The sequence below is a fragment of the Microbispora sp. NPDC046933 genome, assembly GCF_040644635.1.
GTDB lineage: Bacteria > Actinomycetota > Actinomycetes > Streptosporangiales > Streptosporangiaceae > Microbispora.
Genome location: NZ_JBEYWW010000005.1, coordinates 73,199 through 85,216 on the forward strand (window position 1 = coordinate 73,199; position 12,018 = coordinate 85,216).

At 71.5% G+C, this 12,018-nt stretch carries 11 protein-coding genes; 3 read left to right on the plus strand and 8 right to left on the minus strand.

Going from position 1 to position 12,018, the window contains the following annotated elements:
• The first annotated feature begins 6 nt into the window (after positions 1 to 6).
• Entirely contained in the window at positions 7 to 831 is an 825-nt protein-coding gene (locus tag ABZ857_RS08400; protein WP_357039578.1) for a class II fructose-bisphosphate aldolase, read from the plus strand.
• A 16-nt stretch (positions 832 to 847) separates the two neighbouring features.
• Here ABZ857_RS08400 and ABZ857_RS08405 read toward each other — a convergent pair whose 3' ends face one another.
• Positions 848 to 1,633, minus strand: coding sequence for a DeoR/GlpR family DNA-binding transcription regulator (locus tag ABZ857_RS08405; RefSeq protein WP_357039581.1), 786 nt, complete (start codon positions 1,631 to 1,633; stop codon positions 848 to 850).
• A 310-nt stretch (positions 1,634 to 1,943) separates the two neighbouring features.
• Here ABZ857_RS08405 and uppS point away from each other — a divergent pair, with 310 nt between their 5' ends.
• Together uppS and ABZ857_RS08415 are read left to right on the plus strand one after the other, a co-directional pair.
• The gene (gene uppS / locus ABZ857_RS08410; protein ID WP_357040203.1) at positions 1,944 to 2,645 is read left to right on the plus strand and encodes a polyprenyl diphosphate synthase; all 702 of its coding nucleotides are present in this window, start codon (positions 1,944 to 1,946) and stop codon (positions 2,643 to 2,645) included.
• Positions 2,645 to 4,126, plus strand: a complete 1,482-nt coding sequence (locus tag ABZ857_RS08415; RefSeq protein ID WP_357039584.1) for an oxygenase MpaB family protein — start codon at positions 2,645 to 2,647, stop codon at positions 4,124 to 4,126. Before uppS ends, ABZ857_RS08415 begins: the two co-directional genes overlap by 1 nt.
• A 45-nt stretch (positions 4,127 to 4,171) precedes the next feature.
• Here ABZ857_RS08415 and ABZ857_RS08420 read toward each other — a convergent pair whose 3' ends face one another.
• From ABZ857_RS08420 to ABZ857_RS08450, 7 genes are all read right to left on the minus strand, one after another.
• Entirely contained in the window at positions 4,172 to 5,356 is a 1,185-nt protein-coding gene (locus tag ABZ857_RS08420; protein WP_357039587.1) for an acyl-CoA dehydrogenase family protein, read from the minus strand.
• Between the two features lie 8 nt (positions 5,357 to 5,364).
• Entirely contained in the window at positions 5,365 to 6,387 is a 1,023-nt protein-coding gene (gene dmpG / locus ABZ857_RS08425; protein WP_357039590.1) for a 4-hydroxy-2-oxovalerate aldolase, read from the minus strand.
• 11 nt (positions 6,388 to 6,398) lie between these two features.
• The gene (locus ABZ857_RS08430) at positions 6,399 to 7,292 is read right to left on the minus strand and encodes an acetaldehyde dehydrogenase (acetylating) (RefSeq protein WP_357039593.1); all 894 of its coding nucleotides are present in this window, start codon (positions 7,290 to 7,292) and stop codon (positions 6,399 to 6,401) included.
• 19 nt (positions 7,293 to 7,311) lie between these two features.
• On the minus strand, positions 7,312 to 8,115 hold the full coding sequence (locus ABZ857_RS08435; RefSeq protein WP_357039596.1) for a 2-keto-4-pentenoate hydratase: 804 nt from the start codon (positions 8,113 to 8,115) through the stop codon (positions 7,312 to 7,314).
• A 105-nt stretch (positions 8,116 to 8,220) separates the two neighbouring features.
• The gene (locus ABZ857_RS08440) at positions 8,221 to 9,264 is read right to left on the minus strand and encodes a ferredoxin--NADP reductase (RefSeq protein ID WP_357039599.1); all 1,044 of its coding nucleotides are present in this window, start codon (positions 9,262 to 9,264) and stop codon (positions 8,221 to 8,223) included.
• Between the two features lie 20 nt (positions 9,265 to 9,284).
• Positions 9,285 to 10,973 carry an FAD-binding protein gene (locus ABZ857_RS08445; protein ID WP_357039602.1) on the minus strand — a complete coding sequence of 563 codons (1,689 nt, stop codon included), beginning with the start codon at positions 10,971 to 10,973 and terminating at the stop codon, positions 9,285 to 9,287.
• Positions 10,970 to 11,836 (minus strand): alpha/beta fold hydrolase, encoded by an 867-nt coding sequence (locus ABZ857_RS08450; RefSeq protein ID WP_357039605.1) that lies wholly within the window; start codon positions 11,834 to 11,836, stop codon positions 10,970 to 10,972. Before ABZ857_RS08450 ends, ABZ857_RS08445 begins: the two co-directional genes overlap by 4 nt.
• Between the last annotated feature and the right edge of the window lie 182 nt (positions 11,837 to 12,018).

Genomic DNA, 12,018 nt, shown 5'->3' on the forward strand with positions numbered 1-12,018 from the left:
GCCACCATGCCCCTCGCCGGCATCGGCGACATCGTCCGCGACGCGCCCCTGGGCGTCGGCGCGTTCAACATGATCCAGCTCGAACACGCGGAGGCCATCGTCGCGGGCGCCGAGGCCGCCGGCGCCCCGGTGGTGCTGCAGATCAGCGAGAACTGCGTGCGCTACCACGGCGCGCTGGCCCCGGTCGCGCTGGCCTCGCTCGCCCTGGCCAGGGCCGCCGCCGTGCCGGTCGCCGTGCATCTCGACCACGCCACCGACCGGTCCCTGGTCGAGGAGGCCGTCGGCCTGGGCCTCGGCTCGGTGATGTACGACGCGTCGGCCCTGGATCACGAGGCCAACGCGACGGCCACGGCCGAGGTGACGCGCTGGTGCCACGAGCGCGGGGTGTGGGTGGAGGCCGAGCTCGGCGAGATCGGCGGCAAGGACGGGGTGCACGCCCCCGGCGCCAGGACCCGGCCGGACGAGGCCACCGGCTACGTCGGCAGGACCGGCGTGGACGCCCTGGCGGTCGCGGTCGGCACCTCCCACGCCATGACCACGAAGGACGCGGTCCTCGACCTCGGCCTGATCGCCGAGCTCCACGCCGCCGTCCCCGTTCCGCTGGTGCTGCACGGCTCCTCCGGGGTGCCGGACGAGACCATCCGCGCGGCCGTACGGCACGGCATGAAGAAGATCAATATCGCGACTCATCTCAACAAGGCGTTCACCGCGGCCGTCCGCGACCGCCTCACCGCCGACACCTCTGTGGTCGACTCGCGCAAATATCTCAAGGCGGGCCGCGACGCCGTCACCCGGGAGGTCGCCCACCTCCTCGGCGTCCTGACCTCGTGACAAGCGGGCTCGCCTCTCAGGCGCGCACGACCTTGACGCCCGCTTCCGCGAAGGGCGCCGTCCTCTCCTCGGTCGCCGCGGTGTCGGTGACGAGGATGTCGATCCGGCTCACCGGGCAGATCCGCGCGAACGCCCGCCTGCCGAGCTTGGAGCTGTCCGCGACGACGACGACCTGCTGCGCGCGGGAGGCCATGATCTGGTTGACCGCCGCCTCGCCCTCGTTGTGGGCGCTCGCGCCGTGTTCCAGGTCCAGGGCGTCGACGCCCAGGATCGCCAGGTCCAGGGCGACGCGCTCCAGCATCCCGGCGGCGATCGGCCCGATCAGCTCGTACGACTGGGGCCGGGCCGAGCCGCCCGTGGTCACGACGTGGATCTGCGGGCGGAGGACCAGCTCGTTGGCGATGTTCAGGGCGTTGGTCACCACGGTGACCACCGGGCCCCGCTGGTCGGTGTTCAGATCGGGGCGCGTCGCGAGTGCCCGTCCGACCTCGGTCAGCGTGGTGCCGCCGTTCAGGCCGACGGTGGCGCCGGCCGGGACCATGGCGGCGGCGGCCGCCCCGATCCGCTGCTTCTCCGGGGCGTGCCTGGCGACCTTGTAGCGCAGGGGCAGGTCATAGGTGACGCTGTGCGCCGACGCCCCGCCACGCGTGCGGGTGAGCAGCTGCTGGGAGGCCAGCTCGTCGAAGTCCCGCCGCACCGTGGCGGGCGACACGCCGAGGCGCTCGGCGGTCTCCTCCACGTCGAGGTGTCCGTGCTCGGCGAGCAGCTCCAACAAGGTGTTCCACCGCTCGTATCTGCTCACGGCCACTCCCTGCTCACAGCGCTCTGTTGCGCGAACCATGATGCCCGGTTCCTGAAGTAAGGGTCGTCATCACCAACGGTAAGTACTCATTCGATCACTGTTTGTGAAAGAGTCGGCGCCGGGTGACCACTCGGCAAGAGACCACGGAGCGGTCTCGGAAAGGGTTTGGATGGGATTCTTCCGCCGCGTCCTCGTACTGCACGAATACCGGCCCAATTAGGTCGTGTCCCCAGCCGCGAATTCGGCGAACGACGGGAGTGGCGATGTCCTCCTCCTCGGGGCGGGCGGTGTGAGAGGCGTCCCTCATCACGTGGCGTGCGTCATGGACGGGAACGGCCGGTGGGCCGCGCAGCGGTCGCTCCCCCGCACCGCGGGGCACCGGGCCGCGGAGGCCGCCGTCATCGACGTCATCGAGGCGGCCCACACCGCCGGCGTCGAGTGGTTGAGCCTGTACGCGTTCTCCACGGAGAACTGGCGGCGCCCGGCCGCCGAGGTCGACGTCCTGCTGCGGCTGGTGCGGCGCGCCATCCGGAAACACGCCCTGGCACTGCACACACGCGGGATCCGCTGCCGGTTCCTCGGGGTCACCGACCCGCGGATCCCGCCCGCGCTGGCCCGGGACATCGCCGACCTGATGGCGCTGACCCGCGACAACCGGCGGATGACGCTGACGGTGGCGTTCGACCACGGCGGTCGCCGCGACATCGTCGAGGCCGCCCGGTCGCTGATCCGCGACGGGGTGCCGCCCGAGCAGGTCACCGAGGAGAGCTTCGCCCGCCGTCTGCCCCACCCCGACATGCCGGAGGTGGACCTGGTCATCCGCACCTCCGGAGAACAACGGATCTCCAACTTCATGCTCTGGCAGGTGGCCTACGCCGAATGGGTCTTTCCCCGGGTGCTGTGGCCGGACTTCCGCGCCGAGCACTTCTGGGAATGCCTGGAGGCCTACCGACGCCGGGACCGCCGGTTCGGCGGCGTACAGGCACCGGCCCCGACAGGAAAGAGACACTGATGAACGACGCCGCAGCAGCCGGAACCGACGCCGATCCGCTCGGGCCGGGATCGATGCTCTACCGGTTGACCCGCCAGGCGCGCTGGGGGCTGGTGGCGACCCGGGCCATCGTCCTGGAGGCCGCGCACCCGCAGATCGGCGCCGCGCTGATCACCAACTCGACCTTCGTCGCGCACCCGTGGCGGCGGCTGCGCAACACGGTGCTCAGCTCACAGCGGATGGTCGACCCCGACGCGCGGGTCCGGCAGCGGGAGGCGGCAAGGCTCAACCGCCTGCACGCCCGCATCACCGGCATCGACGCCGAGGGCCGCCCGTTCAACGCCGCGGATTCCGAGGCGCGCGCCTGGGTGGTGGCGACGCTGTTCGAGTCCGCGGTCACGATGTGCCGGCTCAGCGGCGAGTCGCTCGACGGCCCCACCTTGGACCGGCTGTACGCCGAGTTCCAGTCGTTCCTCGCCCTGATGGACCCCTACGGGGGCAAGCTTCCGCCCACGGTGCGGGAGTTCTGGCGCTACTACGCGTCCGTGGTCGAGGAGCGGCTGGAGAACACCGAAGCGGTCCACGTCGTCCTCGACCGCCTGTTCGCGCAGGTGCCCGCTCCCCCGCTGCTCCGCGACCAGCCGGCCGTGTGGGCGGCGGGCAGAGCGCTCGCCGGTCCCGCGGCCACCGCGATCATCGTTGCGTCGCTGCCCGAGTCGCTCCGCGCGCGCCTGGGGCTCGCCGAGTTGCCGGGCACGCGCACGCTGATGCACGCCGCCTACCTGTCCACCCGGCTCGCGACCCGGGTGCTGCCGGAGGCGTGGACGCGGCTCGACACGGTCATGACGATGCTCGACCCGGTGTACGCACCGCAGCGGAACGGCGGCGCGCCGGCCGGGCCGCCCGTGCTGGACGGGCTGCCTGTGCTGGAAGGGCTCCGCCGGGGCGCGGCGAAGGCGGGGGCGCTCCTGCGCCTCCTCACGCCCGATCCGGAGACGGCGTCCGACGGCGACTCGACGGTGCGCTCCGCCTCGCGGTTCTTCTCCGAGGTCCTGGACCAGACCGGCGACGGTCACCTCGACTGGCCCGACCTCGCCGCGATGGCCCGGGAGATCGCCACCCGTCTCGATCTGGACGCCCAGGACGAGGACCGCCTGTTCGCCGCCTTCGCCGACTGGTGGCGCGAGCTGCAGAAGGAGCTGGACACCGACGGCGACGGACGCATCACCGGCCACGAGTACGCCGCGGCGGCCGCCGCCATGGCCGGCTCCGCCCTCGTCAGGATCGCCGATGTCCTGTTCGACGTCACCGACACGGACGACGACCAGACCATCGACGCGCGGGAGTATCAGGCTCTGTTCCGCACGGCGTTCGACCACGACCCGGGCGAGGGCGACGCCGGCGAGCGGCTGAGCCGTGGCGAGTTCGTCCGCCGGTTCCTGGGCTTCATGGCGGGCCGCCGGCACTCCGGCGTCTACGACCGGATGTTCGCCCAGTCCTGACGGCATCGCCTCCGGCACGCTCGCCGGCGCAGGCCGGCTCAGGCGCTAGATCATCGAGCGCATCGGCCCGTGCGGCGGCTCGATGCCGAGCTGCGTCAGCGCGGAGACGTGGAAGACCGAGCCGGGCACGTGGATCGCGTGGGCCAGCCCGACGTGGGCGTCCCGCCAGAAGCGCTGGATTGGGTTGTCCACCCGCATCGCGTTGCCGCCCGACCGCGCCACGATCTCGTCCATCGCGCGCACCGCCCGCCAGGCCGCCTGGACCTGGGTGCGGCGGCCCACGGCCCGCTCGTCGAAGGTCACCTCGCGGCCGGAGGCCACGATGTCGTACATCCGCGAGGCGTTGTCGAGCAGCGCCGCCCGCGCCGCGGCGATCTCCGCCGCCGCCTCGCTGATCGCGTACAGGACGTACGGGTCGTCCTTGATCCTGGTGCCGGTTATCTGAACGCGGCCCTTCTGGTACGCCATGTGGTGTGCGAGCGCGCCCTCGGCGATCCCGATGACCGAAGCGGTGATGCCGAGCGGGAACGCCGCGGAGAACGGCAGGTGGTAGAGCGGGTTGGTCAGACCCGCCTCCCTGGCCTGGCTGCCGTCCACGACCTTGTTGTAGGGGATGACCCGGTAGTCGGGGACGAACGCGTCCCTGACGATGATGTCCTTGCTGCCGGTGCCGCGCAGGCCGACGACGTTCCAGGAGTCCTCGACGATCTCGTAGTCGGACCGGGGCAGGATGAGGTGCAGCGAGGTCGGCGGCTGGGCCATCGTGCCCTCGGCGTCGCCGAGCATGCCGCCGAGGAAGATCCAGTCGCAGTGGTCGGTGCCCGAGGAGAACTGCCAGCGGCCGTTGAAGATGTAGCCCCCGTCGACCGGCCGGGCGATGCCCATCGGCGCGTACGGCGAGGCGATCCAGGTGTCCTGGTTCTCGCCCCAGATCTCCTGCTGGACGCGGGGGTCGGCGAACGCCATCTCCCAAGGGTGCACGCCCACGACGCCCGCCACCCAGCCGGTCGATCCGTCGAGGCTCGCCAGCTTCATGATCGTCTCGGCGTAGTCGCGCGGGTGGAACTCGAAGCCGCCGTGGGTCTTCGGCTGGAGCATCCGGATGACGCCCGCCTCCCGCAGCACCTTGGCCGCCTGGTCGTCCAGCCGGCACAGCGCCTCGTTGGAGGGGCCGAGGGCGCTGATCTCGTCGGCCCGCTGGGTGATCGCTTCGAGTACCGGGTTGGCCATGGCTTTTCTCACTTCTTCGCCGCGAGGGCGACTGCGATTTCGATGAGCTGGTCTTCCTGTCCGCCGATGAGCTTGCGGCGGCCGGCCTCCATGAGGATCTCGGCGCCGGACACGCCGTACTTCCTCGCCTGGCGGTCGGCGTGCTTGAGGAAGCTGGAGTAGACGCCCGCGTAGCCCATGGTCAGGGTCAGCCGGTCGAGCAGGCACTCGCCGTCCATGATCGGGCGGACCACGTCCTCGGCGGCGTCGATGATCTTGAGAGTGTCGATGCCGGTGCGGATGCCGAGCTTGTCGGCGACGGCGGCGAAGGCCTCCAGCGGTGTGTTGCCGGCGCCGGCGCCGAACCGCCGCACCGAGCCGTCGATCTGCTTCGCCCCAGCCCGTACGGCGAGAACCGAGTTGGCCACCCCGAGCCCGAGGTTCTCGTGGCCGTGGAAGCCGACCTGGGCGTCGTCCCCCAGCTCGGCCACGAGCGCGGCGATCCGGTCGCTCGTCTGCTCCATGATCAGCGCCCCGGCCGAGTCGACGACGTACACGCACTGGCAGCCGGCGTCGGCCATGATCCGCGCCTGCCTGGCCAGGACCTCCGGCGGCCGGCTGTGCGACATCATCAGGAACCCGACCGTCTCCAGGCCGAGCTCCCTGGCCAGGCCGAAGTGCTGGACCGAGACGTCGGCCTCGGTGCAGTGGGTGGCGATCCTGCAGATGCTCGCGCCGTTGTCGGCGGCCTCGCGGATGTCGTCCTTGACGCCGACGCCGGGCAGCATCAGGAACGCGATCTTCGCACGCCTGGCCGTGGCCACCGCCGCCTTGATCAGCTCCTGCTCCGGGGTGTGGCTGAATCCGTAGTTGAACGACGAGCCGCCGAGGCCGTCGCCGTGCGTCACCTCGATGACCGGCACGCCCGCGTCGTCCAGCGCGGCCACGATCGACCGTACGTGCTCGACGGTGAACTGGTGCTGCTTGGCGTGCGAGCCGTCCCGCAGACACGAGTCGGTGACCCTGATGTCGAGGTCGGCGCTGTAGGGCATGGTCGATCTCCTTATGCGTGGATGCGCTGCGCGAAGCCCTCGCCGACCTTGGTGGCGGCGGCCGTCATGATGTCGAGGTTGCCGGAGTAGGGCGGCAGGAAGTCGCCCGCGCCCTCGACCTCGACGAACACGGCGACGCGGGCGAGGCCGCCGCTGACCGCCGTCGGGTCGTCGAATTGGGGCTCGGCCCGCAGCCGGTATCCGGGCACGTACGACGCGACATCGGCGGCGACCTCCTTGATCGAGGCGGCGACGGCGTCCCGGTCGGCGTCGACGGGGATCGAGCAGAAGATCGTGTCCTGCATGAGCATCGGCGGCTCGGCCGGGTTGAGGATGATGATGGCCTTGCCCCGCCGGGCGCCGCCGATCGTCTCGATGCCGCGCGCGGTTGTCTTGGTGAACTCGTCGATGTTGGCGCGGGTGCCGGGACCGGCCGACGGCGAGGCCACGCTGGCCACGATCTCGGCGTACGCGACCTCGGTGACCCGGGACACGGCGTGGACGATCGGGATCGTCGCCTGGCCGCCGCAGGTGATCAGGCTGACGTTGGGGGCGTCGAGGTGGGCGCCGAGGTTGACCGCGGGCACCACGGCGGGCCCGAGCGCGGCCGGGGTCAGGTCGACCGCCTGGATGCCCAGCTCGCGATACTTCGGCGCGTTCTCCCTGTGCACGTACGCCGAGGTCGCCTCGAAGACGATGTCGGGCCGCTCGTCCTGCGCCAGGAGCCAGTCCACGCCCTCGGCCGAGGCGGTCAGCCCCTGGTCGGCGGCCCGCTTGAGGCCCGGGCTGTCGGGGTCCACGCCGATCATCCAGCGCGGCTCGATGTGCTCGGAGCGCAGCAGCTTGTACATCAGGTCGGTCCCGATGTTGCCCGAGCCGACGATCGCGGCTGTCGCCTTACCCATGGAAGTCCTCTTATCCGGATTATTCGAAGCGAGCGGACACGGAGCCGAGCCCGGCGAACTCGGCGCGGAAGACGTCGCCGGGACGCACGTCGACGGCCCTGGTGCACGACCCGGGGAGGACGACGTGCCCGGCCTCGAGCTTGACCCCGAACGAGGCGACCTTCCTGGCCAGCCAGGCCACGGCGGTGGTGGGGTCTCCGAGCACCGCGCTCGTGTTGCCCCGGGTGATCTCGGTGGTGTCGTCGAAGGGGCCGTCGCCGGAGTAGAGCACTGCCTCGATGTCGGCCAGATCCAGGCCTTTCGGGCTGACCCGGGCGTCGCCGAGGATCACCCCGGCCGAGGACGCGTTGTCGGCGATGGTGTCGGCCAGGCGGATCCGCCAGTCCCTGATGCGGCTGTCGATCAGCTCGATGCTCGGCACGACGTACTCGGTCGCGGCGAGCACGTCCTCCTCGGTGCAGCCCTCACCGGGCAGGCTCGCCCCGAGCACGTATCCGATCTCGACCTCGATCCGGGGGTAGCAGTACCGCCCCGCCTCGATCGGCTCGTCCTGCGACAGCACCATGTCGTCGAGCAGATGGCCGTAGTCGGGCTCGTCCACGCCCATCATCCGCTGCATCACCGGCGAGGACAGCCCCACCTTGTGCCCGTACACGCGGGCTCCGGCCGCCAGGCGCCTGCGGATGTTGGCGAGCTGGATCTCGTAGGCGTCCACCACGTCGATGTCCGGGTAGGTGTCGGTCAGCGGCTCGATCGGCGCCCGGTCCCGCTCGGCCGCCCGCAGCCGCCCGGCCGCGTCCGCCCGCAGCGCCTCGTCCAGCATCGGGGTCCTCCCTCGTGTCCTACTGATGGTCAAAGGGTCGCGTCACGGCCGCCGCGCCGCCCGCCCGTCTCCCGCTGAGTGGGAGCCGGGCTGCTCTGGCCGAGGTCAGCCGTCGTAGGTGACCTTGAGCCGGTCGCTGAGCGGGATCGCCTGGCAGGCCAGGATCAGGCCGTCTGCGAGGTCCTGCCGGTCGAGCACCGTGTTGTGCTCCAGCTCGACCTCGCCCTCCAGCAGCACGCAGGCGCACGCGCTGCACGAGCCCTCGCGACAGGAGTACGGCGCGTCCAGGCCGGCCCGCAGCAGCACGTCGAGCAGCTTGTTGCCCCGCGGCCAGGCCAGGGTCCGCGTCTCGCCGTCGAGTTCGACCTCGACCGTGCTGGCAGGACCCGCCGAGTCGAGCACCACCTCGGGCTCCGCGAACGGGTCGGTGGTCAGCGACTCGAACTTCTCGACGTGGACGCGCTCCGGCGGCGTCCCCTGCCGGGTCAGGACGTCGACGGCCAGATCCATGAACGGCCCGGGGCCGCAGACGAACGCCTCCCGCCCGGCGTACGGCCGGGTCAGGCCGGCCAGGCCCGCCGCGGTCGGCAGGCCCTGCACCGACTCCAGCCAGTGGACGACCGTCAGCCGGTCGCCGTGCTCGGCGGCCAGCGCGACCAGCTCGTCCCGGAAGATCACCGAGCTCTCGTCCCGGTTGGCGTAGACGAGCACGACCGCGCCGGTCCCGCCGCGCAGGCACGACTTGAGTATCGACATCACCGGCGTGACGCCGCTGCCGCCGGCGAGCAACAGCAGGTCCTCGTCGAGCGAGGCGGGGGTGAACAGCCCCGAGGGCCGCAACACCTCCAGCACGTCGCCCTCCGCGACGTTGTCGCAGATCCAGTTGGACCCGTAGCCGCCCCGGGTGCGCTTCACCGTCACCTTGAGCTTGTCGTCGCAGACGGGCGAACTGCTGAGCGAGTAGCAGCGCGCGGCGCCCTCCGGCCGCGTGGTGGGCACCCGGATCGTCAGGAACTGGCCGGGTTTGTAGGTGAGCCTGGCCGCCTCTCCCCCGGCCGGCTCCAGCACGAGCGAGTGGGCGTCGGCGGTCTCGCGGATCACCTCCACCACCCGCACCCTGAGCGGTTCAGGCCGCGTCGCCTCTCCCACAGTCGTCTCTCCCACCACGGTCACGTCGCGGGCGCGCTCGTCGTACGCGCCCGCAGGGCCGCGTGCCGCGCGGCGACGTAGCCGAAGACGATGGACGGGCCGATCGTGGCCCCCGGGCCGGCGTACTCGTTGCCCATCACCGACGCCGAGGTGTTGCCCGTCGCGTACAGGCCCTCGATGGCCGTGCCGTCGGCCCGCAGCACCCGGCTGTGCTCGTCGCACACCAGCCCGCCCTTGGTTCCGAGGTCGCCGACCTCGATCCGGAAGGCGTAGTACGGCGGCTTGTCGACGACGTCCAGGTTGGGGTTCTTCAGCGTCGGGTCGCCGTAGTAGCGGTCGTAGGCGCTGTCGCCCCGGCCGAAGTCCAGGTCCTTGCCCGTGCGGGCGAAGCCGTTGAAGCGCTCGACGGTCTCGGTCAGCGCCTTCTCCGGCACTGCGATCTTCCGCGCCAGCTCGGCCAGCGTGTCCGCCCGGAACGCCAGGCCGTGCTCGTAGAACTCCTTCGGGATCGGCATCCCCGGCAGGATCTGGGCGAACGGGTAACGCGCCCGCGCCTTGGCGTCCATCACGAACCACGCCGGCACGTGTCCCCCGGCGAGCTGGTCGTGCACGAAGTTCACGTACGGCGAGGACTCGTTGGTGAACCGCCTGCCCTCGGGCGACACGATGACCGACGGCGGGATGCACCGCTCGGACACCAGCGGGATCGTCGCGCCCGCCGGGTGGCGTACGGCCGGCATCCACCAGGCGTCGTCCATCAGGTCGAGGGCGGCGCCCAGGCGCTGCCCGGCCAGGATGCCGTCACCGGTGTTCTCCCTGGCGCCCATGCCGAAGTCGGTCCGGCCGCCCTCGGGCAGGTACGTGTCGCGCATCTCCTGGTTGTGGTCGAAGCCGCCCGTCGCCAGCAGCACGCCGTACCGGCCGCGGACGCGGATCGTCCGTCCGTCGCGCTGGGCCACGATGCCGGCGACCGCTCCGCTCTCGTCGGTGACCAGGTCGGTCATGGGCGTCTTCAGCCACAGCGGGATCCCGGCGTCCTTGAGCGCCATCCGCAGCCGGGCGACGAGCGCGCGCCCGCCGGTGGCCATGTGGCGGCGGCGCACCAGGTTGGACGACACCCGCCAGGCGGCGACGACCGAGGCCCACCGGCCGCGCCAGGTGCGCTTGACCATGGCCAGGTCGTGGTAGTCCTTGCCGGTGACCCACAGGCCCAGCGGGCCCTTCATGCTGTTGGGCCGCTGGTACCTCTCGTCCTCGCCGAGCTTGCGGGTGTCGAACGGCAGCGGCTCGATCGAGCGGCCCAGCGGCCGTCCTCCCTCGTACTCGGGGTGGTAGTCGGCGTAGCCCTTCGTCCAGAAGAACCGCATCCACCTGCTGCGGCACAGCAGCGTCATCGCCGCCGGGCCGTTGTCCACGTACGCGTCGAGGCGGGCGTCCGGGACGCGGCCCTCGGTCAGCAGGTCGAGGTAGCGGCGGATCGACTCGCGGCTGTCGTCGTGCCCCCTGGCCCGCAGGGTCGGGTTGTTGGGGATCCAGATCCCGCCGCCGGAGATGCCGGTGCTGCCGCCGAACTTGCCGCCCTTCTCCACGACGACGCACGACAGCCCGCTGTCGTGCGCGGTCAGCGCGGCGGCCATGCCTCCGCCGCCGCTGCCGACGATGACGAGGTCGAACTCGTGGTCCCAGGCAGCAGGGCCCCAGGTGGTCACCGCTCGTCCTTCCTGGTGAGGAAGGCCAGCACGACGCTCTCCCAGGCGGCTTTCCGCTCGATCATCACCCAGTGGCCGCAGTCGGGGAAGATGTGCACCTCGACGTCGGGGATCGTCCGCATCGGCAGGAGCGCCATGTCGACGGGGCTGACCCTGTCGTCGCGGCCCCACGTGATGAGCGTCCTGGCCTTCAGCCTGTGCAGCATCGCCCAGTAGGGCGGGGCGTCCGACTTCGCGGCGGCCTTCTGGCCGGCGGCGAAGGCGGCCTTGCCGTACATGCGCCGCGCGGCGGCCAGCGTCTCCGGCTCGGTGGCCAGGGCCCAGCGCTCCTCGATCAGCTCCTCGGTGACGAGGGCCGGGTCGTACACCATGGAGTGCAGCCACTGGATGAGCCGCTCGCGGGTGGGCTCCTCGGTGAACTCCATCAGGAGTTTGATGCCCTCGCCCGGCGAGGGGCTGAAGATGTTGCGGCCGATGCCGCCGATGGTCACGAGGCGGCGGATCCGGTCGGGGTGGGCGAGCGCCACCTGCGTGCCCACGATCCCGCCCATCGAGTTGCCGATCACGTCGACCTGCCGGAGCCCGAGCCCGTCGAGGAAGCGGATCACCGCGCCGTTCGCGGCGAGCATCGGATGCCGGTCGGTCGGGTCGCTGACCCCGAACCCGGGGAATTCCAGCACCAGGCAGCGGAAGTGCTCGGCGAACGTCGCCAGGTTGCCGCGGTAGTTGCGCCAGCCGGTGACCCCGGGCCCCGAGCCGTGCAGAAGCAGCAGCGGCGGGCCCTGTCCGGCCTCGTGGTAGCGCAGCACGCCCTGGTCGGTCGCGAGTTCCCGCAGGGTCGACTCGTAGGTCAGCTCCGTCATCGTCCATCCCGAATCGCAGGAGTGTCGGATTCCGTGACGCTAACTGGACAGACGCCGCGAACAGGGCGACCATCCCGATGAGCGAGACCGGGGCGGGCAGGCCCGGTGACCTGCCCGGACCGTGACCCCGGCCGTACGCGCCTTCCGTTGACCGGGATCCCCGTGCGATCCGCCCGCGAGAG